At 68.6% G+C, this 25,187-nt stretch carries 17 protein-coding genes; 9 read left to right on the forward strand and 8 right to left on the reverse strand.

From position 1 onward, the window contains the following. The first annotated feature begins 8 nt into the window (after window positions 1–8). The 9 genes from KHC24_RS04240 to KHC24_RS04280 all read left to right on the forward strand — a co-directional run bounded on the left by KHC24_RS04240 (window position 9) and on the right by KHC24_RS04280 (window position 10,698). Window positions 9–1,796, forward strand: coding sequence for a hydantoinase B/oxoprolinase family protein (locus tag KHC24_RS04240; protein ID WP_213359622.1), 1,788 nt, complete (start codon window positions 9–11; stop codon window positions 1,794–1,796). 30 nt (window positions 1,797–1,826) lie between these two features. After that, complete coding sequence (locus KHC24_RS04245) at window positions 1,827–2,018, forward strand: hypothetical protein (RefSeq protein WP_213359624.1); 192 nt, start codon at window positions 1,827–1,829, stop codon at window positions 2,016–2,018. Window positions 2,019–2,144: 126 nt separating this feature from the next. After that, entirely contained in the window at window positions 2,145–3,338 is a 1,194-nt protein-coding gene (locus KHC24_RS04250) for an ABC transporter substrate-binding protein (RefSeq protein WP_213359627.1), read from the forward strand. A gap of 63 nt (window positions 3,339–3,401) precedes the next feature. Further along, window positions 3,402–4,184 (forward strand): ABC transporter ATP-binding protein, encoded by a 783-nt coding sequence (locus tag KHC24_RS04255; RefSeq protein WP_213359630.1) that lies wholly within the window; start codon window positions 3,402–3,404, stop codon window positions 4,182–4,184. Next, window positions 4,184–4,933, forward strand: coding sequence for an ABC transporter ATP-binding protein (locus KHC24_RS04260; protein ID WP_213359633.1), 750 nt, complete (start codon window positions 4,184–4,186; stop codon window positions 4,931–4,933). Before KHC24_RS04255 ends, KHC24_RS04260 begins: the two co-directional genes overlap by 1 nt. Further along, window positions 4,930–5,844, forward strand: coding sequence for a branched-chain amino acid ABC transporter permease (locus tag KHC24_RS04265; protein ID WP_213359634.1), 915 nt, complete (start codon window positions 4,930–4,932; stop codon window positions 5,842–5,844). Before KHC24_RS04260 ends, KHC24_RS04265 begins: the two co-directional genes overlap by 4 nt. Before the next feature lie 12 nt (window positions 5,845–5,856). Beyond that, a complete protein-coding gene (locus KHC24_RS04270) occupies window positions 5,857–6,936 on the forward strand; it encodes a branched-chain amino acid ABC transporter permease (RefSeq protein ID WP_213359636.1) in 1,080 nt (359 codons plus the stop codon). Between the two features lie 39 nt (window positions 6,937–6,975). Then, window positions 6,976–8,997, forward strand: coding sequence for a hydantoinase/oxoprolinase family protein (locus KHC24_RS04275; RefSeq protein WP_213359639.1), 2,022 nt, complete (start codon window positions 6,976–6,978; stop codon window positions 8,995–8,997). A 12-nt stretch (window positions 8,998–9,009) separates the two neighbouring features. After that, a complete protein-coding gene (locus tag KHC24_RS04280) occupies window positions 9,010–10,698 on the forward strand; it encodes a hydantoinase B/oxoprolinase family protein (protein WP_246546115.1) in 1,689 nt (562 codons plus the stop codon). 191 nt (window positions 10,699–10,889) lie between these two features. On the opposite strand, the gene treY is transcribed toward KHC24_RS04280, so the two are convergent. The 8 genes from treY to KHC24_RS04320 all read right to left on the reverse strand — a co-directional run bounded on the left by treY (window position 10,890) and on the right by KHC24_RS04320 (window position 25,186). Next, on the reverse strand, window positions 10,890–13,472 hold the full coding sequence (gene treY, locus KHC24_RS04285) for a malto-oligosyltrehalose synthase (RefSeq protein WP_213359642.1): 2,583 nt from the start codon (window positions 13,470–13,472) through the stop codon (window positions 10,890–10,892). Between the two features lie 10 nt (window positions 13,473–13,482). Next, window positions 13,483–15,258: a malto-oligosyltrehalose trehalohydrolase gene (gene treZ / locus KHC24_RS04290; RefSeq protein WP_213359644.1), complete on the reverse strand. Its 1,776-nt coding sequence runs from the start codon at window positions 15,256–15,258 to the stop codon at window positions 13,483–13,485. Further along, entirely contained in the window at window positions 15,255–17,318 is a 2,064-nt protein-coding gene (glgX, locus tag KHC24_RS04295) for a glycogen debranching protein GlgX (protein WP_213359646.1), read from the reverse strand. The genes treZ and glgX overlap by 4 nt, the downstream gene beginning before the upstream one ends. Before the next feature lie 89 nt (window positions 17,319–17,407). Continuing rightward, on the reverse strand, window positions 17,408–19,564 hold the full coding sequence (gene mdoH / locus KHC24_RS04300; protein ID WP_213359648.1) for a glucans biosynthesis glucosyltransferase MdoH: 2,157 nt from the start codon (window positions 19,562–19,564) through the stop codon (window positions 17,408–17,410). Then, on the reverse strand, window positions 19,552–21,084 hold the full coding sequence (locus KHC24_RS04305) for an OpgD/OpgG family glucan biosynthesis protein (protein ID WP_213359649.1): 1,533 nt from the start codon (window positions 21,082–21,084) through the stop codon (window positions 19,552–19,554). Before KHC24_RS04305 ends, mdoH begins: the two co-directional genes overlap by 13 nt. 120 nt (window positions 21,085–21,204) lie before the next feature. Beyond that, complete coding sequence (locus tag KHC24_RS04310) at window positions 21,205–22,944, reverse strand: ABC transporter permease (protein WP_213359650.1); 1,740 nt, start codon at window positions 22,942–22,944, stop codon at window positions 21,205–21,207. Beyond that, entirely contained in the window at window positions 22,934–23,950 is a 1,017-nt protein-coding gene (locus tag KHC24_RS04315) for an ABC transporter substrate-binding protein (RefSeq protein WP_213359651.1), read from the reverse strand. Before KHC24_RS04315 ends, KHC24_RS04310 begins: the two co-directional genes overlap by 11 nt. Before the next feature lie 105 nt (window positions 23,951–24,055). Next, window positions 24,056–25,186, reverse strand: a complete 1,131-nt coding sequence (locus KHC24_RS04320; protein WP_246546117.1) for an ABC transporter ATP-binding protein — start codon at window positions 25,184–25,186, stop codon at window positions 24,056–24,058. Window position 25,187 lies beyond the last annotated feature (1 nt).

A 25,187-nucleotide genomic window follows, 5' to 3' on the forward strand; every position in this document is an offset into this window, starting at 1 on the left:
ACTCGACCATGACCGCCGGTACACATGCCGAGTTCGACCCCTACCTGACCGCGATCATCGCCAATCGCGTCGACGGCATCGTGCGCGAGATGACGCATACGCTGCTGCGCGCCGCCCGCTCGGCGGTGATCAACAGCGCCCGCGACTTCAGCTGCTCGATCTGCACCGGCGACAATCAGCTGCTCGCCTCCGCCGAAGGCCTGCCGATCCACATCTTCGGCAGCCACATGCAGACCCGCGCCATGGCCGACTTCCATGGCGCCGATATCCGCGAAGGCGATTGCTACCTGCACAACGACCCGTATTCCGGCAACACCCACGCCGCCGACCACACCTTTCTGGTGCCGGTGTTCTTCGAAGGCGAGCACCTGTTCACCACCGTCGCCAAGGCGCACCAGGCCGATATCGGCAATGCGCTGCCCACCACCTATTCCGCCACCGCCCGCGATCAGTACGAGGAAGGCGCTCTCATCTTCCCGGCGGTGCGGGTTCAGCGCGACTATGTGACCGACGAGAATGTCGTGCGCATGTGCCGCTCGCGCATTCGCGTGCCCTCGCAATGGTATGGCGACTTCCTGGCCGGCATCGGCTGTGCCCGCGTCGGCGAGCGGCGGCTGAAGGAGCTGTGCGACAAATATGGCAAGGAGCGCATCAAGGTCTTCATCCGCGACTGGCTGGACTATTCCGAGCAGCGCATGGTGCAGGCGATCCGCAAGCTGCCGGCCGCGACCCTGACCAATACTGGCGCGCACGATCCTTTCGGTACCCTGTTGCCGGACGGCATACCGCTGAAGGTGACGGTGAGGATCCAGCCCGATGAAGGCCTGATCGATCTCGACCTCACCGACAATGTTGACAATGTCGATTGCGGTTTCAACGAGAGCGAGGCCTGCGCCACCTCCTCGACGGTGGCGGGGGTATTCAACTCGATCGATTCCACCGTGCCGCGCAATTCCGGCTCCTTCCGCCGCATCAACGTGCATCTGCGGGATGGCGCCGTCGCCGGCCGGCCGAAATTCCCGCACAGCTGCTCGGTCGCCACCACCAACATCGCCGACCGGCTGATCAACATCGTGCAGTCGTCCTTCGCGCAGATCGGCGAAGGCTGGGGGCTGGCGGAGGGCGGCGTCGGCATGGGCGCGGGCTTTGCGGTGATCTCCGGCAAGGATGACCGCAGCGACGACGGCGCCTTCGTCAACCAGCTGATCATCACCGGCGCCGGCGGGCCGGGTGCGCCGGCGGCGGATGGCTGGCCGACCTACGCGCTGCCGGTGGTCGGCGGGCTGATGTACCGCGACAGCGTGGAGATCGACGAGCTCAAGCATCCGATGCGCTTCCATTTCCTGCGCATCCTGCCCGGCACCGGCGGGGCAGGGCGCTTCCGTGGTGCGCCGGCGATGGAACTCGCCTACGGCCCGACCAAATTCGCCATGGATGTGCTCTGGCCGTGCGACGGTACCCACTACCCGCCAAAGGGCGTGCGCGGCGGGCAGGACGGCACCTGCGCCCGGCACTTCCGGGTGGAGGCCGACGGCCGCGAGACCGAGCTGCCCAACATCGTCAACCTTCGCCTCGAGAAGGGCGCCTATGTGCGCGGCAACCACACGTCCGGCGGCGGCTATGGCGATCCCCGGCAGCGCGATCCGCGCCGGGTACTGAAGGACGTCCTCGAAGGCTACGAGACCGAGGCCCGCGCCCGCGACCTGTACGGCGTCGTGCTCACCGGCCGCATCGAGGACGAGACGCTCGATATCGACAATGAAGCGACCGTCGCCCGTCGCGCCCCGGCGAACTGACGAGCCCCGACCCGCACCCAGGAGAAGAGCATGCGTTTCTCGGCCAACCGCCTCTACATCGAAGCCTATGAGAAGTGCCCGAACTGCGGCGTGCTGCTCTACGACAATCCGGGCGCCCGCGCGTCCTGGGTGATCCAGAACGGCAAGACCTATTGCTCGCAATGGTGCGTGACCTGGGAAGCCGACCGCGCCGCGCGGCGGGCATCCGCCCCCACCAGCTGACGAGCCCGCCTTTCCCCCCTGCGGGGAGCGCTGCCTGCGTGCGTGCGGCCTCCGGCGAAACGACGTCCCCCCTCGATGTGAACGGTGCGCCACGGGCGCCCCACTCTTGCTGATGGAGCAGACCGGATGAGAAAGTTGCTTTATGCGCTGTTCGGCAGCGTGGTCACCCTGCTGCCCCTGCAGCCGGCCCGCGCCGCCGACGAGATCACCCTCGGCATGGCCGTCGCCTTCTCCGGCTGGATGGAGGCCTATGACGGCGAGGCCTCCAAGATGGCGCAGCTCTGGGTCGAGGAGCAGAACGCCAAGGGCGGCGTGCTCGGCAAGAAGATCAAGGTCATCACCGCCGACACCAAGACCGACCGTGTCGAGGGCGCCAAGGCCGGCAAGCAGCTAGTCGACGCGGGCGCCGACATGCTGCTGGTCTCGGCGGATTACGACTACGGCGCTCCCGCCGCGCTACAGGCGCAGAAGGCCGGCATCATCTCGGTGTTCATCGGCGCTTCCGACCCCAAGGCCGGGGTGCTCGGCGTCGGCCCGCTCTCCTTCACCGCCAACAACGCCGCCCAGCTCGAGGGCGCGGTTATGGCCGAGTGGGGCTATGAGAAGAAGGGCCTGCGCAAGGGCTACATGCTGGTCGACGAGACGCTCGAATACAACAAGTCCGCCTGCGCCGGCTATGAATGGATGCTGCCGCTTAAGAAGGGCGAGCTGGTCGGGCAGGATTCCTTCAAGAGCCAGGATGCCACCATTTCCTCGCAGGTCACCCGCCTGTCGGAGGCGATCCGCACCAAGGGCGTCGACCACGTCATGCTGTGCTCGGCCAACCCGGCGGCGGCGAGCGCGCTGCGCCAGCTGCGGGCGGCGGGCATTGCCATTCCGGTGCTGTCGGCGACCGCGATGGACGGCACCTACTGGGTGAATTCGGTGCCGGGCCTCAAGGATTTCTTCCTGCCGGTGCAGGCGTTGGTGAAGGACGATCCGCGTCCGGACGTGAACGCGCTGACCGTTGCCTTCGAGAAGAAATACGGCAAGCCGCCGACCACGCAATACGCCTACCCGATCTATGCCTTCCTGCAGATGTGGGCAGCGACCGCCGCCAAGATTGGCACCATCGACAGCAAGTCCGTGGTGGCGGCGCTGAACGAGACGAGCGACTTCCCCACCGTGATCGGCCCGCGCTCCTTCTCGCCCAAGCTGCACATCCAGACCCGGAACCCGATGTTCGTCGTCTCCTATGAGGGCGACAAGGAGACCTCGGTCGGCGAGTGGACGATCAGCCAGGCCATTCCCGACCCGGTGCTCTACCGGCTGAAGAAGTAGCTGCCGCGCCGCTTCCGGCCGGCGGACACCCCGCCGGCCGTCCCGCAACCGCAGGATGCCCGGATGAGCGAAACTCCCGCCTTCATCGAGCCGCCCTCGCTCGGCGTCGATCGCGCGCTGACCAATGCGGCGACGCTCGCCGCCGAGGGGCTGTCGGTGCGCTTCAGCGGCCTGCTGGCGATTTCGGACGTCACCATCCGGCAGGCGCGCCACGAGATCCTCGGGCTAATCGGGCCGAACGGCGCCGGCAAGACCACACTCGTCAACTGCCTGACCGGCTTCCAGAAGCCGAGCGAGGGGCGGGTGATGCTGGGTGACGAGGACACCGCCGGCTGGTCGGCGGCGCGCTTCCGCGCCCATGGCATCGCCCGCACCTTTCAGGCGGGACGGCTGTTCAAGGACATGACCGTGGCCGAGAACGTCGAGGTGACCGGCGTCGGCCTCGGCCTCGGCCTGAAGGCGGCGCGCGAGCACGCGATGGCGATGCTCGGCTGGATCGGCCTTGCCGACAAGGCGCGGGCCAAGGCCGGCACGCTCGCCTATACCGACCAGCGCCGGCTGGGCATCGCCCGGGCGCTGGTGCTGTCGCCGGCGTTCATCCTGCTCGACGAGCCGGCGGCCGGCATGTCGGACGCTGAATGCGAGGAACTGATGACCCTCGTCTCCGCGATACCCAAGACCTTCACCTCCGGCGTGCTGCTGATCGAGCACAATATGCGGGTGGTGATGGGCATCAGCCACCGGGTGCAGGTGCTCGATGGCGGCAAGACGCTCGCCGAGGGTTTGCCGGCGGAAATCCAGAAGCATGAGGCGGTGATGGCCGCCTATCTCGGCATGGAGGCCTGATGGGCGCGCTCCTCACCATCGACGACGTGCATGTGCGCTATGGCGATCTCGTCGCCCTGCGCGACGTGTCGCTCACCGTGGCGCAGGGCGAGGTGGTCTGCGTCATCGGCCCCAACGGCGCCGGCAAGTCGACCCTGCTGGCGGCGGTCGCCGGCGGCGTGACGCCCTGGCGCGGCTCGATCCGCTTCGGCGACACCGAGGTGGTGGGTCTGCGACCCGAGGTCGTCGCCCGGCAGGGGCTTTCGCTGGTGCCGGAAGGACGGCACATCTTCGGCACGCTGACCGTCGACGAGAACCTGCGGATCGGCGGTTTCATCCACAAGGGCCGCGCCGACGCCAAGGCGGATTACGAGCGGCTGCTCGAACTGTTTCCCCGACTGCGCGAGCGGCTGAACTTTCCCGCCGGGCGGCTGTCGGGCGGCGAGCAGCAGATGCTGGCGGTCGCCCGCGCGGTCATGACCCGGCCCCGCCTGCTGCTGGTGGACGAGCCTTCGCTTGGCCTCGCCCCGCGCATCGTCGACCAGATCTACGAGATCCTGCTCGACCTGCGCCAGCGCGAGGGTCTGACGCTGGTGATCAACGAGCAGAGCTCCAACCGCATCCTGAAGCATGCCGACCGCATCTATGTGCTGCGCGGCGGGCGCATCCAGCTGGAAGGCCGCGCCGCCGATCTCGCCGATGGCGAGGCGATCCGCAGCGCCTATTTCGGCTTCGGCTCCCCGGCGACCCTGGAGGGAGTGACCCCATGATCGGGTTCCTGCAAAACCTCATCGACGCCGTCAGTCTCGGCAGCATCTACGCCTTGACCGCGCTCGGCATCGGGCTGCTGTTCGGCATATTGCGGCTGATCAACTTCGCCCATGGCGACTACATCACCATCGGCGCCTATGCGCTGATCGTCCCTTCCGCCGACGTGACGGCCCGCCTGCTCATCGGCGATCTGCCGCTCATCGTGATGACGCCGCTGATCTGCCTCATCGTCGTGGTGGCGGCGCTGCTCTCCGACGTGCTGGTGTTCCGGCCGCTGCGCCGCGCTTCCTCGCCGACATTGATGATCGCCTCCTTCGCCGTCAGCTACATCATCCAGAACGGGGTGATGATGCTTTACGGCGCGCGGCCCAAGGCTGTGGACCTGTGGAGCGGCGCCAACACCCAGATCCTGATCGGCGACCTCCGGGTGCCGATGCTGCAGCTGATCATCCTCGTGGTCACGCTGGTGCTGATGACGACGCTGACGCTGTTCCTGAGGAAGACCCCCTACGGCATCCAGATGCGCGCCGCCGCCGAGGATTTCCGCATGGCGACCTATCTCGGCGTGCGCGGCAACCTCGTCATCGGCCTCGCCTTCGCCATCAGCGGTATCCTCGCGGCGGCGGTGTCGCTGCTCTACACCACGCAATCCGGCTCGCTCAGTCACACCATGGGTCTGCCGCTCGCCCTGTTCGCCTTCGTAGCGGTGGTGGTGGGCGGCATGGGCAGCCTGGTCGGCGCGGTGGTGGGCGGCTTCACCATCGGCATCATCGTGACCATGCTCCAGGCCTATCTGCCGCCTGAGCTGCGCGCCTTTCGCGACGCCTTTGCCTTCGCCTTCGTCATTCTGGTGCTGCTGGTGCGGCCGGCCGGGCTGGTGCCGTCGCGCACCAGCTTCGAGCGCGTGTGAGGAGTGGGAGCGATGCGCGATTTCCTGATCCGCCACCAGACGCCGGCGCTGCTGGTCGCCGGGCTGGTCGTCGTCACCGTGCTGGGAGTGCTGACCGGCAACGAGACGGTGCAGGTGACGCTGACCGAGATGTTCATCCGCCTCGTGGTGGTCGTCGGGCTGTGGGTGTTCATCGGCAATTCCGGCATCATCTCCTTCGGCCATATCGGCTTCATGGGCGTCGGCGCCTATGCGGCCGCCTGGGCCTCCGCCGAGCCGGGCTTCAAGCAGATCATGCTATCCGGCCTGCCGGTGTTCCTGCAGGAAAACCAGTATCCCTTCGCCTTCGCCATCATCGGGGCGACGCTGCTGCCGGCGCTGGTCGCGCTGCTGCTCGGCATCGCGCTGATGCGGCTTGCCGGCACCGCCGCCTCGATCGCCACCTTCGCGGTGCTGATGATCGTCAACAGCGTCTATGCCAATTGGGATTCCGTCACCGCGGGTTCCTCCTCCATCATCGGCATCCCGACGGTGGTCGGGCCGTGGGTGGCCGTCGGCTTCGCCGCCGGCGCAGTGGTCACCGCCTATCTGTTCCAGGTCTCCCGCCTTGGCCTGATGCTGCGCGCCTCGCGCGACGACGAGGTGGCCGCGCGCGCCTCGGCGGTGGAGGTGAAGCGGATGCGGCTGGTCGCCTTCGTGCTCAGCGCCGCCATCGCCGGCGCCGGTGGCGGGCTCTATGCGCAGTTCCTCGGCATCCTCACCATCGACCCGTTCTATCTCGGGCTCACCTTCATCACCCTCGCCATGCTGGTGGTGGGGGGCATGTCGAGCCTTTCGGGCGCGGTGGCCGGGGTGTTCGCGGTGACCATCATCGTCGAGCTGCTGCGGATCGCCGAGCGAGGCGTTTCGCTTGGCGCGCTCGACCTCGGGCTGCCGCTCGGCAGCCAGGAGATCGGTCTCGGCGTGCTGATGGCGCTGATCCTGATCTTCCGTCCCAACGGCCTCTCCAACGGGCGCGAGCTGGTCTGGCCAGGCGCCGCCCCGGCCGCCAAGGCCCCGGCCGGCCGCACCTTATCACCCGAGCTGACCGGCGATGCCGCGCCGTCGCCGTGATCACCATCCTTCCGACATTCGAGACAAAGGGCAGAAACGATGAGCACCAGATTCGGCGTCGACATCGGCGGCACCTTCACCGATTTCGTCGCCTATGACGAAGTCGGTCGCACCCTCAAGGCCTGGAAGAACCTGTCGACGCCGGAAAACCCGATCCAGGGCATCATGACCGGGCTGCGGACGTTCGGCGATCTCGACGCCATCGAGGCGGTGCGCCTTGGCACCACGGTCGCTACCAACGCGCTGCTGGAGGGCAAGGGAGCCCGCGTCGCCTATGTCACCACGGCAGGGTTCCGTGACATCCCGTTCATCGGCCGCGGCAACCGCAAGCATCACTACGACCTCGCCTGGGTGAAGCTGAAGCCCTTCCTCAAGCGCCGCGACGCGCACGAGATCCGCGAGCGGATCGACGCAAGCGGCAGCGTGGCCGAGCCGCTGGACGAGGAGGGCGTCGCGCGCCTCTCCGACCAGCTGCGCGAGGCCGGCGAGATCGAGGCGGTCGCGGTGGTGCTGCTGCATTCCTACCTCACGCCTGTGCATGAGCGGCGAGTGAAGGAGATTTTCGCCGAGCACCTGCCGGGCGTGCCGGTGTCGATCTCCTACGATGTGCTGCCGAAGTGGAAGGAGCATTTCCGCGCCTCCACCACCATCTGCGACGCCTTCATCAAGCCAGTGGTGGCGCGCCAGCTCGGCTCGATGCGCGCCGAACTCGACGCCAACGGCATGCGCGCGCCGGTGGTGGTGATGCGCTCCAATGGCGGCGAGATGAGCCTCGCGGGGGCGGTGGAGGCGCCGATCCAGATCGCGGTGTCCGGTCCTACCGGCGGGGTGATCGCCGCCAAGCGTACCTCCGAGCTGCTGGGCCTTCGCAATCTCGTCACGCTAGACATGGGCGGCACCTCCACCGATGTCTCCACCGTGGTCGACGGCAAGGAGAAGTTCACCACCGATTTCGAGATCGAGTGGGGCCGCCCGATCCAGATCCCGATGATCGACATCCGCACCATCGGCGCCGGCGGCGGCTCCATCGCGCGGATCGATGCCGGCGGCATGCTGGTGGTCGGGCCGGAGAGCGCCGGCGCCAATCCGGGCCCGGCCTGCTACGGGCGCGGCGGCACGCTGCCGACCGTCACCGACGCCAATGTGCTGCTGGGCCGCATCAGCCCGGACAATTTCCTCGGCGGGTCGATGGCGCTCGACCGCGAGGCTGCGGCCAAGGCGGTGCAGCCGATCGCCGAAACGCTGGGCCAGTCCATCGAGGAGGTGGCCTTCGCCATCGTGCGCATCGCCAACAACAACATGGTCGGCGCGCTGCACACCGTGCTGACCGAACAGGGGCTCGACCCGCGCGATTTCACCCTGGTCACCTTCGGCGGTGCCGGGCCGCTGCATGTCAGCGATCTGATGGAGGAGGCCTCGATTCCCAACGGTCTGGTACCCAACTTCCCCGGACAGTTCTCCGCCTTCGGCTTCACCATGGCGGATGCGCGCGTCGATCGCTACCGCACCGTGCAGCTCAACTCGCGACGCTTCGACCGCGCGCGGGCGGCGGCGGCGATGGCCTCGCTGATCGAGGAATGCCGTGCCGAGCTGGCGACGCAGGGCCATGCGGATGCCGGCGTCACCTGCAGCGTCGAGATGCGCTATCTCGGCCAGAACTACGAGCTGGAGATCCCGGTCGAGGCGGAAAGCTTCTCCGACGAGGAAGTCGCCGCCATCCTCGAGACCTTCCATGCCCAGCACGAGGCGCGCTTCGGTTTTCGGCTCGCCGATCATGTCGAGATCGTCAACTTCCTTGTCACCGGCACAGCCCGCACCGGTTCGCTGGAATTTCCTCTGGTCGGGTCGGCCGACGCCACATTGTCGGTGCGCTCGCGCCGGCCGGTATGGTTCGCCGGCGGCTGGCGCGACACGCCGATCTACGACCGGGCGGACCTGAAGGAGGGGCACCTCGTCGAAGGGCCGGCCCTGGTGGAGGAGAACGCCTCCGTCACCGTGCTGAACCCCGGCATGACGCTCAGCGTCGACCGCTACGGCAACCTTCTCATTTCGGCCAACTAGGAGGTCCTGCACATGGACATGGTTTCGCTGAACATCGTCGGCGGCATCCTCGTTTCGATCTGCCGCGACATGGGGGTCACGCTGATGCGCACCTCCTATTCCACCATCTTCTCGGAATCGCTGGACTTCACCTGCGGTCTCGCCTTGCCGACGGGCGAACTGATCGCCACCGGCGACTTCTGCCCCTCGATGATCGGCGGCATGCCGCTGCTGCTACGCTCCTGCGTGCAGGAGATTCCGCTCGACGAACTTGAGCCGGGCGACGTCATCCTGCACAACGATCCTTATCGCGGCGGGCTGCACACCCCGGAGCACACCTTTTTCAAGCCGGTGTTCCTCGAGGGTGAGTTGATCGGCTTCGCCGTCGCCATCGGCCATGTCTGCGAGGTCGGCGGCATGGCGCCGGCCGGTTTCGCCGGCGAGGCGACCGAGGTCTTTCACGAAGGGCTCCGGGTTCCGCCGGTCAAGATCATCCGCGCCGGCAAGGACGTCGACGACGTCTGGCGGCTGCTGCTCGCGAATGTGCGCACCCCTCGCTACAATTACGGCGACTTCCGCGCGCTGATCGCGTCCATCGATCTCGGCGAGCGGCGCATGAAGGAACTGGCCGCCAAGCACGGCGTCAAAGCCTTTGGCGAGCATGTGCACGCACTGATGGACTATGCCGAGCGCCGCATGCGCGCCGAGATCGAGAAGATCCCGGACGGGCGCTACCGCTTCGAGGACGTCATGGAAGACGACGGCATCGAGGACAAGGTCTACACCATCCGCGTCGAGGTCACGGTGGATGGCAGCGACGTCATCATCGACTATCACGGCTCCTCACCGCAGGCGAAGGGGCCGATCAACGCCACCCTCGGCGTGGCACATGGCGCTGCCTATAACGCGCTGCTGCAGCTGACGGATTCCACCATTCCGAAGAATTCCGGCTGCTTCCGGCCGATACGGATCCTCGCCGAGCCGGGCAGCATGCTCAATGTCAATTTCCCCGGCCCATCGGTCGGCGGCAATACCGAGAGCCATTGCCGCATCGCCAATGCAGTGATGGGTGCGCTGGCGCCGGCGGTGAAGGAGCGTTCGGCCGCGACCGACGGCGCGACCCATTCGAACTTCCTGTTCGGCGGCACGGATACCGAGACCGGCGAGTTCTTCTGCTGCTATGACCTGACCCCCGTCGGCTGGGGCGGACGCAGCTTTGCCGACGGCAACGACGCCGTGGGCGGCATCAACGGCAATTGCCCCCATATTCCGGTCGAAGTGTTCGAGTTCCGTTTCCCCTGGCATATGGAGGAATTCCGGCTGGTGGACGGCTCCGGCGGACCGGGGCAGTTCCGCGGCGGCCTCGCCCTGACCAAGACGCTGCTCTGCACCGATACCGACATGACCTTCAGCTATATGAGCGACCGCCAGAAGGTCTCGCCCTGGGGTATCCACGGCGGCGGCGAGGGGGCCAAGGCGGAGTTGTTCATCAAGCGCCAGGGCAGCGACGAGTGGCTGACCGCGACCCAGGCCTTCAACAAAGTCTCCCCGTCCAAATTCGCCAACGTGCCGGTGCGGCCGGGTGATCGCGTGAAGATCTCGTCGCCGGGCGGTGGCGGCTGGGGCGCACCGGCCGATCGCGATCCGGAGCTGATCCGCGAGGACATGGCGGATGGCTTCATAACGGAGGAGCAGTTTCGCACCGTTTATGCCCAGGCATGACGGCCGGATCCTCCTGCGGCCACGATCGGCGGCGGGAGGATCTATTTCTGAGAGCGCGACATCGGGCGCCTGCGGGCTCGATGGGCGGCGACGAGCATGTGCTTGAAGTACCGTATGTTTCGTTGCCGCAGTGCTTCCCGCATCCGACAGTGCCGAGATGTCGAGCGCGAGGGGCTGCCGTATCGGGAGAGTCAGGCTTTCTCGGCGACGATCAAGGGCCAGGACGTCGGCAGAGCGAGGCGCTGCGAGCCTCTCTCGACGCAATGTCCCCCCGCAATGATCCAGTCGCCGTCCCACGTCTCCGTCGTATCGAGGGCGATGGTCGCGGGCAGGGCGTCGCGCCAGGGGACGCGCGTGGGGACGATGACACGCAGAACGTGCCCTTCGTGGCGACGCTCGAAACCGAACCAGCGCCATGTCGACGAGGCGGCTTCGATCGGTCGGTAGTCGCCATGAGCAAAGGCCCGGTTGCGGCGGCGCATGGCGAGCAGCAGCCGCAGCAGGGCAAAATGCTCGGCATCGGCAGGGCCGGCGCTGCTGCCGCCATCGAGGCAGGCAGAGCGGGCCGGCCAGTCGACGGGGCGGCGATTGTCGGGATCTACCAGAGAAAAATCAGGAAATTCAGTGCCTTGATAGATATCCGGCGTGCCGGGGAGGGTGTGCTGGAGCACGAGCTGGGCCAGGCCGACGACCCGTGCGGCGGGCTCCAGCTCGGTGACCAGCTGCTCGAGATCGGCGCGGAAGGACGCCGCCTCGGAGGCCTCGATCAAGCGGGAGGCGAGATCGATGCTGGCGCGCTCATAGGTCTCGTGCGGTCGCTCCCAGCTGGTGTGGCGCTTCGCTTCGCGCAGGGCCTTGGTCAGGTAGGTCGCCATCCGCTCGGCGGTTATCGGCCACGCCGAAAGCAGGGTCTGGAGGATCAGATGACGGTCGAGGGCGTCGGGAGCGGCGTCGGGGCAGTGGCTGGGGGACAGGCGCTCGCATGCCGGTCTCGCGCTTTCGAGGAAGCCGAGCCAGCGCTCGGGGGCGAAGCTCAGTGCCGCGAGGCGGGCGCGGGTCCAGGGCCCCCGTTTAGTGTCGTGAGTGGCGAGCGGGGTGAGGTCACGGGCGCCATCGATGGCACGTTGTCGTGATATTTCATGCAGTTCCCGGCGATGTCTCGCAGGATGGTCGAGGCTGCCGCCGACCTCGTTGACGGCAAGCAGCACCGGGGTGCGGTAGAGCTCGGTATCTTCGAAGCCCTTTGCCAGTACCGGTCCGCTAAGTTGCTGGAAACGCAGGCGGAACTTCCGATCGCTGTCCCGCTGCGGTCGTTTCAGCCGGTCGAGCAGCAGGTGGCCGGCGGCATTGGTGAGCGGATCCTCGGCCGCTTCCATACGGGTGCGGATGGCGTCCCAGACGGCTTCGTCCCTATCGTCATGGTCGTTGAGGATGGCGTAGGAACGATAGACAGGACAATGGGTTAGCAACGCCAGCACCGCATGCCGGATCGCCGCCTCGGTGAGGTCGCCGGCGCGGATGTCGGCATCCAGCCCTTCGCGCGCCAGGCCGACGAGCAGGCCGACCTCGGCGGCGAGGCTGGTTTCCAGCACGGTCCGCTTGGCGTCGGCGAGGCGATTGGCCGGCGTGCCGTTGAGGAGGTGCCGGGCGCGCAGTTCGTTCTCCAGCGTCTCATAGCCCTGGATGTCAATGAACAAGCCATTGATATCGTTTAGTCTTTCATAACCCGTCGTGCCGTCGACGGGCCATGGGCGCAGCGTCTCACCGGGTTCGAGGATCTTCTCCAGGAAGGTCGGGATACCGGTGCTGACCGCCTGCCGGAGCCTCTCGCAGTAGGCGGCCGGGTCGAGGAGCCCATCGATGTGGTCGATGCGCAGGCCGTGGATCAGGCCGCGGCGGAGCAGGTCGAGCGGCAGGCGGTGGACGAGATCGAACACCTCCGGGTCCTCGACGCGCACGCCGGCGAGATCGGTAATATTGAAGAATCTCCGATAGTTAAGGTCATGTGCTGCGGTGCGCCACCAGGCAAGCCGCCAGTGCTGGACGTCGAGCAGCGCCGACAGATCGGCCTCGGCGAGCACGGCGTCGAGGGCGGCGCGCTCGGCGGTATCGAGAGACCGCAAGGCTTCGCGTGCCCTGTGCAGTGAGGTGGATGATGCGGCCGAAAGTGCTCGAAAGTCCGATGCCATCTCGGCCCAGCCCGGTCGCATGCCGGCGGCGGCGTCCAGGAGCTCGGCGACGCTCTCCGGTCGCAGCGGGAAGATGCGGTCGGCATAGGCGACGACGAGGCGTCCGGTATCATAATCCCCACGCAGCGACAGGGCACCGGCCGCGAGGGTGGCCTGCAGCGGCTCGCCGAGGACCGGCAGCAGCAGCGGGCCGGATGTCCAGTTGACGTCGAACAGCCGGGCGTCGGGCGATGACGGTCCGAATTCCAGCATGCCCATCCAGAACGGATTGTGGCTGGAGGCGGCCATGTGGTTCGGCACGATGTCGAGCAGCACGCCCATGCCGTGGGCGGCGAGGGCGGCGGCGAGGCGCTCGAACCCGGCTTCGCCGCCGAGCTCGGGATTGATGCGGGTGGGGTCGGTGACGTCATAGCCGTGGGTCGAGCCGGGCACCGCCATTGTGATGGGGGAGGCATAGAGATGGCTGATGCCGAGCCGGGCGAGATAGGGCACCAGCGCCTCGGCATCGGCGAAGGTGAAGCCGCGATGGAATTGCAGCCGGTAGGTGGCGAGGAGCTCGGGCGGCGCGGCGGTGGTCGGGTTCATGACGGGTGCCTCATGCCGCGGGCAGCCGCCAGATGGCGGCGGAGAACGGGCCGAGGACCAGCGCCCCCGCTTCCGCCGTCTCGACCTTGCCGGCGACGGCGAGCGGCGCCAGGGTCTCGGTGCCGGCCGGGCGGGCGAGCGAGGCTGGCGCCGGGCCGGGATTGAGCACCATCGCCAGCGTGCCGGCCGCGAAGCGCCAGACCACCGCGACGGCGTCGCCGGTGCGGGTTGCCTGCGCGCCGCGCCAGTCGCTGGCGGCCAGCGGCCAGACATGCTGTCGGCGCAGATCGGCGAGGGCGCGGAACGCCGCCAGTTCCTGCCGCGCCGGGACGGTGGCGAAGTCCTCGGGCGCCAGCACCGCGGCACGGAAGGTGTCTTCGTCCAGCGGATCGGGAAACTGCCCGTCATCATGGTCGCGGAAGAAAGCGGCGAACTCCGACCGCCGGCCGGTGCGCACCGCCTCGGCGAGATCGCCCTCGAAATCGCAGAAGAACGGGAACGGCGTCGGCAGCAGCGCTTCCTCGCCCTGGAACAGCAGCGGGATCGCCGGCGAGAGCATCAGCACCAGGCGCAGCAGGGCCAGCCGCTCCGGCGCGATGGTGCCGGCGAGGCGGTCGCCGAGCGGTCGGTTGCCGATATGGTCGTGGTTCTGCACGAAGCCGACAAAGGCGTCGGGCGGCAGCGTGGCGCAGGGCGTGCCGCGCGGCTGGCCTTCGGCATCGGGATAGGGATCGCCCTGGAAGACGAAGCCCTCCGTCAGCGCGCGGGCGGCGGCGGCGACCGGATCGCCGGCATAGGGGGCGTAGTAGCCGCCGCGCTCGCCGGTCGCCAGCACATGGAAGGCGTGGTGCCAGTCGTCGTTCCACTGGGCGGTGAAGAGGCTGTCGTCGCGGGTCATCCAGCCGGCGACATTGTCGTGGTTCTCCAGCACCAGCCAGGCATCCGGCCGTACCGCGCGGCAGGCATGGGCGATCTCGGTGAGGAAGGTTTCGGCGCCGGCGGTGGCCAGCGCGTGCACGGCATCGAAGCGCAGCCCGTCAAAGCCGAAATCGGCCAGCCAATAGGCGGCGTTTTCGGTGAAGAAGCCGCGCACCGTCTCGTTTTCGAGATCGATCGCCGGTCCCCACGGCGTCGAGATATCGGCGCGGAAGAACGAGCCGGCATAGGCGGGCAGGTAGTTCCCGCTCGGGCCGAAATGGTTGTAGACGACATCCAGCATGATGCCGAGGCCGCGCGCATGCGCGGCGTCGACCAAAGCGCGCAGCTCGTCGGGCGTGCCATAGGTGCGGTCGGGCGCATAGAGCAGCACGCCGTCATAGCCCCAGTTGCGCGCGCCGGGGAAATCGGCGACCGGCATCAGCTCGATCACGGTGAAGCCGGCGTCGCGATAATGGTCGAGCCGGTCGATCAGCGCCCGGAACGTGCCCTCCGGGGTGGCGGTGCCGACATGCAGCTCGGCGATCACCGCCTCGTGCCACGGACGGATGGCGTTGCCGGCGCGCGGCGGCGGATCGGCGGCGAGCAGGCTCCAGCCGTCAGGATCGCGCTCCTGCATGCGGGAGGCCGGGTCCGGCACCAGGACGCCATCGGCGAGGAAGCGGTAGCGCCGGCCGGGCTCCACTCCCGCCAGCTCGACATGGAAGAACCCATCGTCACGCCGTGCCATCGGCAACGGGATCATGCCGTCGACGAGCAGATCGACCCGGCGGGCATCGGGGGCATAGAGGCGGAAGGCGACGTCGCGTCCGTCGCGCAAAGGGCCGAAGCGGCGCGCCGGATGCGTCATGCCCGCCATTCCCATACCAGCAGGGTGCGCGCGGGCATGGTGAAGGTGGCGCCGCCGCCCAGCTCGGCGCCTTCGAGATCGTCGCCGGTGGCGAGGAGCGCCTCCCAACTGCCCGACTGCACCGCCGGGGCGATGAAATCGACATCGACATGGGAGGCGTTGAGCATGATCAGCAGCGACGCCTCCTCGGCCAGCGCCGGGGCGAGCCGCACGGTGAGGCATTTCGAGTGCGGATTGTCCCAATCTTCCTCGCTCATGCGCTCGCCCGAGGTGTTGAACCAGGCGACGTCCGGCTGGCCCATCTCGTTGCGCGAGCCGGTGAGGAATTCCGGCCGCGACAGCGAGGAATGCCGCTTGCGCAGTTCGGCGAGGCGGGCGACGAAGTTCGGCAGCTCCGGATCCTCGTCCGACCAGTCGATCCAGCTGATATCGTTGTCCTGGCAATAGGCGTTGTTGTTGCCGGATTGCGAATTGGAGCGCTCGTCGCCGGCGAGTAGCATCGGCACGCCCTGGGACAGGAACAGCGTGGCGATCAGATTGCGCTTCTGCCGGCGGCGCAGCGCGTTGATGCCCGCATCCCCGGTCTCGCCCTCGGCGCCGCCGTTCCAGCTCTTGTTGTCGTCGTGGCCGTCGCGGTTGTCCTCGCCATTCGCCTCATTGTGCTTGTCGTTGTAGGTGACGAGGTCGTGCAGGGTGAAGCCGTCATGGGCGGTGATGAAATTGACGCTCGACCACGGCCGGCGCTTTCCCTCGGCAAAGATGTCCTGCGAGGCGGCGAAGCGGGTGGCGAAGCTCGGCAAGACGCCCTCCGAGCCGCACCAGAACTCGCGCACCTTGTCGCGGTAGTCGCCGTTCCATTCCGAGAAGCCGGGCGGGAACGCCCCGAGCTGGTAGCCGCCGGGGCCGATATCCCAGGGCTCGGCGATCAGCTTCAGCCCGCCGAGGGTGGGGTCCTGGAGGATGGCGTGGAAGAAGGCGTGGCCGGGATCGAAGCCGGTGGGACGGCGCCCGAGCGTGGTGGCGAGATCGAAGCGGAAGCCGTCAATGCCATAGACCGAGGCCCACATGCGCAAGCTGTCGAGCACCATTTGCAGCACGCGCGGGTGATCGGTGTTCACCGCGTTGCCGCAGCCGGTCATGTCGTCATAGTAGCGGCCATTGCCGGGCAGCAGCCGGTAGTAGGAGGCGTTGTCGATGCCCTTGAAGGACAGCGTCGGGCCGAGATGGTTGCCCTCGCAGGTGTGGTTGTAGACCACGTCGAGGATCACCTCGATGCCGGCCTGGTGCAGGTGGTCCACCGCCTCGCCGATGGCATCGAGCCCGTCCTCGCCGAGATAGCGCGGCTCGGGGGCGAAGAAGGCCAGCGTGTTGTAGCCCCAATAATTGGACAGGCCGCGATCGACGAGGTGGCGGTCCTGCGCGAAGGCGTGGACGGGCAGCAATTCCAGCGCGGTGACGCCGAGCTTTTGCAGATAGTCGACGAATTCCGGCTGGCCGAGCGCGGTGAAGGTGCCGCGGATCGCCTCCGGCACCAGCGGGTGGCGCATGGTGAGGCCGCGCACATGGCCCTCATAGATCACCGTCTTCGGCCAGGAGATGCGCGGGTGCTGGGTGGCGGCGAGCGGCGTGCCGGCGACGACGCGCGCCTTCGGCATGAAGGCGGCGCTGTCGCGCTCGTCCATGATCAGGTCGGCGTCGTCGCCGGCGCCGATGGTGTAGCCGTAAAGCGCGTCGTCCCACTGGATGTTGCCGACCAGCATGCGGGCATAGGGATCCAGCAGCAGCTTGTTGGCATTGAAGCGGTGGCCGGCTTCCGGCGCCCACGGGCCGTGCACCCGCCAGCCATAGACCTGGCCGCGGCCGACGCCGGGCAGGTAGCAGTGCCAGACACCGTTGGTGCACTCATGGAGATCGATGCGCTCCAGCTCGGTCTCGCCATAGCGGTCGAACAGGCACAGCGTGACGCCGGTGGCGTTGTCGGAAAACAGCGCGAAATTGGTTCCCTTGCCGTCGACCGTCACACCGAGGGGGAAGGCCGAGCCGGGAAGGATCTTGCGCATGAAGGGGAGCACCGTCGCTGGAGAAGAACGCTGGACAACGGCGGTGCCCCCGTGCCTGTTCCTTGGCGGCACACGGATTTTTGCGCCGGCTAGCCGCCGCCGGCCGGGCGGGCGGCGAGGGCGAGCAGGCGGTCGAGCGCCTGGGTGTCGCCGAGCGCCGCGGCCTTCTCGCGCGGGGTGAGGCGGCCGAGCGCGGCGGCGAGATCGGGCGCATCGTGCAGCTTGGCGCGGGCGACGAGGCGCTCGGGGGTGTAGTCGCCGGGCGGGCGCTCGCCGAAATCCGGCAGCATGGCGCGGTGGGCCGCAAGCAGGACGGGATCGCCGGCGAGCCGGGACGCCGCCTCGCCGGGCGGGCCGGCGGTGCCGAGCTCGCGGGCCAGCGCCTTGGCGCGGGTGAGCACCGGCGGTGGCGTGATCTCCTCCGGCGTCTTCAGCACCCCGGCGAGCAGCGGCCGTATCGCTCCGGTCCACAGCACCAGCGGCACCGCGAGCACGAGGCCAAGCACCACCGGGCTCATCCAGAAGAACAGCGGCAGCGAGATGGCGATGGCGGCGCCGGCGAGGACGAGGCCGAACAGCGTGTGCGGCAGGAAGTGGACGAGCGTCTGGCGGGCGCCGACGCTGCCATCGTCGCGGCGCTGCGGCTGCCAGCCGCCGTCACGCCCGGCGAGGATGCTGGCCACCGCCGCCGATTGCGCCAGCATGGTGACCGGGGCGAGCAGGCCGGCGATCAGCGTCTCCACCAGCAGGCTGAAAAAGGCGCGGAGGCCGCCGCCGAAGCCGCGCCGCAGCGGGGCGCGGAACAGCATCAGCGCATAGGCGATCAGCTTCGGCAGCAGCAGCACCGCCATGGTGCCGACGAATACCCAGGCGGCGCGGATCGGGTCCTGTGCCGGCCAGTTGGGGAACAGCGAGAATTCGGAGGGGAAATAGTCCGGCGGCACGAAGCGGGCCTGCAACGCGGTGAACAGGCCGGCGAGCAGCATGACCAGCCACAGTGGCGCGGTGGCATAGGAGCCGATGCCGACCAGCATGTGCAGCCGGCTGAGCGGATTGAGGCCGCGCGTCGGCAGCACGGCGGCGTGCTGGAGGTTGCCCTGGCACCAGCGCCGGTCGCGCACCGCGAGATCGGTGAGCGAGGGCGGACCTTCCTCGTAGGAGCCTTCCAGCCAGGGCACCATGTTGACGCCCCAGCCGCCGCGGCGGATCAGCGCCGCCTCGACGAAATCATGGCTGAGGATGTGGCCGCCGAACGGCTTGCGGCCGGAAAGATGCGGCAGGCCGGCGCAATCGGCGAAGGCGCGGGTACGGATGATGGCGTTGTGGCCCCAGTAATTGCTGTCCGGCCCATGCCAGCCGGCGAGGCCATAGGCGATCAGCGGCCCGTAGAGCCGGCCGGCGAACTGCTGCAGCCGGGCGAACAGCGTGCGGCCGCCGACGATGACCGGCAGCGTCTGGACGAGGCCGGTGCGGGGGCTGGCCTCCAGCGCGCCGGCGAGGCGGACGATGCAGTCGCCGGTCATCACGCTGTCGGCGTCGAGCACCAGCATGTGGTCATAGGCGGCGCCGAAGCGGGTCACCCAATCGGCGACATTGCCGGCCTTGCGATCGGTGTTGCGCGGCCGGCGGCGGTAGAAGATGCGCCCATCCCCGCCGGTGCGCTGGCGCAGAGCGAGGAAGGCGGCTTCCTCGGCGACCCAGACATCGGCATCGGTGGTGTCGCTGAGGATGAAGAAATCGAAGGCGTCCTGCGCGCCGGTGGCCTGCAACGATTCATAGGTCGCCTGCAGGCCGGCGAAGATGCGGGACGGGTCCTCATTATAGGTCGGCATCAGGATGGCGGTGCGTACCGACAAGGATGGCAGCGGCGCGGAGACATCGATGCCGAGGCCGTCCTCGGGACGGGCCAGCATCGTCAGCGCGCCGCTGAGCGCGTTGGTGAAGGAAAACCCGATCCAGGCGAACAGCACCACGAACAGGCCGAGCACGAGGCTTTCCAGGAGCGTCAGCCCGCCGACCTCCAGCACCAGATACATTTCATGCGCGGCGAACCCCGTCAGCACCACCGCGCCGCCGATGACCAGCAGCCGGCGGACGAACAGCGAGGCCCGGCGCGGCAGCGGCTCGGCCTTCGGCGCTGCACGCAGCGACTGCACCGGCATGGCCAGCGGCGCGTCCGGCGGCAGGGCGGGGGCGGGACGCGCGGCGTCCTCGAGCTCCGGCCGGAGCGAGGTCACGCCGTCCATCGGTAGACCCAGCTCTCGGCGAGGCGTTCGTCGCCGCGCAGGAATTCCGCCCTCAGCTCGGCGGCCTCGGCGCCGCCCGGCGCCAGGGCGAAGGAGATGCGCCAGCCCTCGATCTCGGGGTTCTTCTGCACCACGATGTCGCTGATCTCGCCCTTGTCGGCGGTCACCCGCGCGGAAAGCCCGTCCGGCGACAGGTCCTTCAGCTTGTCGCCGACGAGGTCGAGCACGAACAGCCGGCGCTCGGCGGTGCCGCCGACGCGGGTGGCGCCGAAGCGGCCGAGCTCGGACAGCTTCGGCCCGTCCCATCCCCAGTGCATCCGGTAGGTGGAGGCGTATTCGCGCCCCTTGCGCAGCGGTTCGCGCGGGCGCCAGAAGGCGACGATGTTGTCGTGAACCTCCTCCGGGGTCGGGATTTCCACCAGCACCACCGAGCCGTCGCCCCAGTCGCCGATCGGCTCGATCCAGACGCTCGGCCGGCGCTCATAGCGTGCCTCGAGGTCCTGATAGTCGAAGAAGGAACGCTGGCGCTGCATCAGGCCGAAGCCGCGCAGATCCGACACGGCGAAGGACGAGATCTGCAGCCGCTGCGGGTTGCTGAGCGGCCGCCACAGCTGCTCGCCATTGCCGGTGGCGATTGACAGCCCGTTGGCGTCGCACACCATCGGCCGGAAATCGTCGATGTCGTTGCGGTCGTTGGGACCGAACATGAACATGCTGGTCAGCGAGCCGATGCCGACCTGGTCGATGTCCTCGCGCGGGTAGACGGTCATCTCCACCGTCATCAGCGTGGTGTCGCCGGGACGGATGGTGAAGCGGTGCGCGGCCGCGCCGCTCGGGCTGTCCAGCAGCGCGTGGATCACGATGGAATCGGTGCCCGGCCGCGGCTGTTCGAGCCAGAACTCCCGGAAGGCGGGAAATTCCTCGCCGCCGGCATCGCCGGTCTTGATCGACAGGCCGCGCGCCGAGGTGCCGTAGGTCTGCCCCTTGCCGATGGCGCGGAAATAGCTGGCGCCCTGGAAGACGGCGACCTCGTCGAAATAATCCGGCCGGTTGATCGGGCTGTGCAGGCGGAAGCCGGAATAGCCGAGGTCGATCTTGGGATCGGGCGGCTTCAGCCCGTGATCGAAGCGGAACATGTCCGGGCTGTAGGGCAGCTTCTGCGCCTTGCCGTCGGTGACGATGGAGAGATCGACGCGGTCGCGGAACAGGAAGCCGCGATGGAACAGCTGCGCCTCGAACGGGGTGCCCTGGCCGCGCCACAGCGCGCGGTCGGTGTTGAAGCGGATGTTGCGGTAATCGTCATAGCTGAGCTTGTCGATTTCCTTCGGCAGGTCGCGATTGGGGGCGGCGAAGGGCTTGGCCGCCAGCTCGCGCGCCAGCCGGCGCACCGTCTCGGCATCGAAGGCGGTGGGCTTGCCGGGTTCGGCCTGCGCCCGCGCCTCGGTAATCAACATCCCAAGAATGGGGGCCTGCGCCATGGCCGCGAGGCCCATTCCAAGCAGGATGTCTCGACGATGCATGCGCGTACCTCACTGATTCCGGACATCACGGCGTATCCCCGGAACAAGCGGGAAGTGCGGCGAGGGTTCCCTCAAAAATGGCCGGCCGGCGCAGCGGGGGCGGGAAAGCGGCGCCCGCGCCTATTGCCGCCAGGGCAGTATCCGCTCCGGCAGCCAGCGTGCGCCGGCATTCGCCGCCGCGCACAGCGCGAACACCAGGCCGGTGGACAGCACCGCCACCGCGGCGGCGGCGGTGGAATTGCCCTCATATTGCAGCGCGAACACCATGACGCCGATGGTCTCGTGCCCCGAGGACCACAGCAGCGCCGACAAAGTGAGTTCGTTCAGCGCCGTCATCACCACCAGCATGGCGCCGGCGACGGCGGCCGGCAGCACGCCGGGCAGGAAGACGCAGGCCAGCCGCCGGGCTAGCCCGGCGCCGACGATGCGCGCGGCCTCGTCCAGCGCCGGATCCGCCGTCTGCGCCGCCGCGGTCACCGGCCGCAGCACCAGCGGCAGGAAGCGCGCGAGATAGGCGATGAGCAGGATCGCCAGCGTGCCGTAGAGCGACACGCCGATGAGCGGCAGCGGCGGCAGGAAGGCGAGGATCATGCCGAGCGCCACCACGGTGCCGGGCACCACCCACGGCGCTTCCACCCCCACATCCAGCGCGCGGACCAGCCAGCCCGGCCGGCGGACGGCGAGATAGGCGAACGGCACCGCGACGACCACCGCGACCAACGCGCAGCCGGCCGAGAGCAGCAGCGAATTGGCGAAGGCGCGACGCACCGCGGCGTTGGCGAGCACGGCGGCGAACTGCGCCAGGCTCGCCGTGTCGAGGCCGAAGCGGACGCCGATCGCCGGCAGCAGCGCCGTCATCACCAGGGCGGCGAGCGGCATCACCGCGATCACCAGCACCACCAGCCAGAGGACGATCTCGCCGACGGGCGAGGAGCGGGACGGCTCGAAGGGCCGGCCGGCCGGCAGCGGCACCGCGAGCCGGCGCAAGGCGAGGCTGCGCAGCGCGAGCGCGGCGGCGGCGAGGACGGTCATGATCAAGGCCAGCACCGCCACCTGCCCGGCGGCGGACGGGCCGAAGCCGTTGAGCCGCTGATAGATCAGCGTGGTCAGCACCGAGACCCGGCCGGGAATGCCGAGCAGCGCCGGCACGCCGAAATTGCCGATGGCGGCGGTGAAGGCGAGCAGGGCGCCGGCGAGGATGGAGGGGGCGACCAGCGGCAGCACCACGCTGGCGGCGATGCGGTGGCGAGGCACGCCGATGACCCGCGCCGCCTCGATGAGATCGGCCGGCACGGTGCGCAGCGCGGCGCGGGTGGCGATGAACACCAGCGGCATGTGCTCGATGCCCATCACCAGCGCGATGCCGCCGGTGGAATAGAGCGGGTTGGCGCTTCCCGGCGCCGGCGCCAGCCCAAGCGCGCCGAGGATCGGCGAGCCGGAGCCGGCGAGCTCGATCCAGGCGAGCGCCATGGTCTGGGAGGGGATGAGCAGCGGCGTCAGGATGAGGAAGACCAGCGCCGCCGGGCTGCGCAGCCGGATCAGGCTGACCGCGAAGGCGAGGCCGACGCCGAGCACGGTCGACAGCGCCACCGCGAGGCCGGAGGTGACCAGCGAACCCCATAACGCGCGGCCGGTGGCGCGGCTCGCCAGCACGTCGCGCATCAGGCCGAGGGTGCGGCCATCCTCACCCGGCCGCAGCGCGGCGGAGAACAGCTCCGCCAGCGGCCAGAAGGTGGTGAACAGCACATAGGCGAGGACGAGGCCGAGCAGCAGGCGCTCGCCGCCGAGCGTCTCCTTCCTCGGCCCCGGTGCCGTCGCCGGCGCCCGGCGGATGCGGGGGCCCGCCGTCTCAGCCGCCATAGAGATCGGCGAAGCTTTCCTTGTTCTTCTTGTCGTCCTTCAGCATCAGGGCGGCATCGGCCGGCAGCACCTTCAGCGTCTTGGGGTCGGGGTAGCCCTTGGGCGGGGCAACGCCTTCCAGCACCGGGAAATAGCCCTGCGCCGCCGCCTGCTCCTGCGCCGGCTTCGACAGCTGCCACTTCACGAAGGTCTTGGCGGCCTCCAGCGCGTCACTGTCCTTGAGGATGCCCACCGGCTGGGTGATGACGCTGACGCCCTCCTGCGGGAACACGAAGGCGACCGGTGAGCCCTTGGCCTGGGCGTTGAGCGCCATGTACTCGATGATGACGCCATAGGCCTTCTCGCCGCGCGCCACCGCCTCGATGACGGTGCCGTTGCCCTGGCCGGCCACCGCGCCCTTGTCGGCGAGGGTCTTGTAATAGTCCCAGCCGAAGGCCGGCTGCTGCAGCATGGTGCCGAGATGGATCACCGCCGCGCCGGAATAGAGCGGGCTCGGCATGATCGTCGTCCTGGCGGCCTCGGCGGCCTCGAGATCCTTCCACGATTGCGGCGGCGTCTTCACCAGATTGGTGTTGTAGACGATGCCGGTGGTGATCAGCTTGGTGCCGAAATAGGTGCGGTCCTTGTCGATCACTGCCGGGTTGATGCCGGCGACCGGCGCGTCGGTGAAGGCATAGAGCCGGCCGTCATTCTTCAGCTGCGTCATGGCGACGGTGTCGGCGATCAGCACCACATCGGCCGGGCTCTTGCCGGCGGCCTGCTCGGCCTGGAGCTTGGCCATCACCTCGGTGGTGCCGGAGCGGAACAGCTCGATCTTGATATCGGGATATTCGGCGTTGAACGCCTTGATCACCGCCGCCATCTGATCCTGCGGCTGCGAGGTGTAGACGGTGATCGTCTCGGCAGCGGCAGCAGGGGTGGCGGCCAGGCCGGTGCCGGCGAGCGCGGTGCCGGCGAGCGCGGTGCCGGCCAGGAGCGCGGCGGCGAGGAGGGCGCGAAGGGACATCTCGATCACTCTGCATCGTTTCGCGGAAACCGGCTTGATATCGGCGCCGTACGACGGATCGACTGCGGTTTTGTTGCCGTTCGATGACGCCGCCGCCAAAGCGGCTCAGGCCGGGCTGCGCGCCGTCGCCGGAGTTCCGCCGGCGAGGGTGGGGGTAGCGGAGGACCGGCGCGGGATGACCCAGCCGCCGGACAGCTGGACCTCGACCCGCGTTCCCGGCGCGAGGCGCTCGGGCAAGGCGAGGCTGATGGTCTCGACATCGATGCCGAGCGGCGCCAACTCGCTGGCATAGACGCCGTTCTGGAAGATCTGGTTCACCACTTCGCCGGCAAGCTGGCCGGCAAGCTGGCCGGCAAGCGGGCCGCGCTGCGGCGCGGGGGACAAATCGGAGGCGTGGAAGCACAGCCAGCCGGGCCCGGCCGGGGCATGGCCGGCGACCTTCAGCACCGCGCCCGCGAGGTCGAGCGTGCACAGTCCGTCCGCCGATGCCAGCACCTCGACCGGCAAGGTACGGCCGCGGCCGATGAAGCGGGCGACGACCTCGCTCTGCGGCCGCCGGTAGAGATCCTCCGGCGTGCCGACCTGTTCCAGCCGGCCGCGATGCATCACCGCGACATGGGTGGCGACCGCCATCGCCTCCTCCTGGTCGTGGGTGACGAAGATGAAGGTGGCGCCGGAGACCGAATGCAGGCGGCGAAACTCGGCCAGCATCGCCTCGCGCAGATGCGCGTCGAGATTGGCCAGCGGCTCGTCGAGCAGGATCAGGCCGGGCCGCAGGGCGAGCGAGCGGGCGAGCGCCACCCGCTGGCGCTGGCCGCCCGACAGCTCATGCGGGCGGCGGGCGGCATAGCCGGAAAGCCCGACCACCTCCAGCACCTCCTCGATCCGCCGCCGCCGCTCGTCCGGCGCGAGCTTCTGCACCTTGAGGCCGAATTCGATATTGCCGCGCACCGTCATGTTCGGCCACAGCGCATAGGACTGGAACACCATGCCGAGCCGGCGCGCCTCCGGCGGCAGCACGCCGCGCGGGCCGGCCACGGCAACGTCGTCGAAGAGGAGTTCACCGCCATCGGGTTTTTCCAGGCCGGCGATCATCCGCAGCAGCGTGGTCTTGCCGCAGCCGGACGGGCCGAGCAGCGCCAGGAAGGCGCCGTCGGGAATGGAAAAGCTCACGGCATCGACGGCGCGGACGCCATTGAACGCCTTGCTGAGGTGGCGGGCGGCGAGTTGCGGCAAA

The sequence above is a fragment of the Ancylobacter defluvii genome, from assembly GCF_018390605.1.
In the GTDB taxonomy this organism is placed as follows: Bacteria; Pseudomonadota; Alphaproteobacteria; order Rhizobiales; family Xanthobacteraceae; genus Ancylobacter; species Ancylobacter defluvii.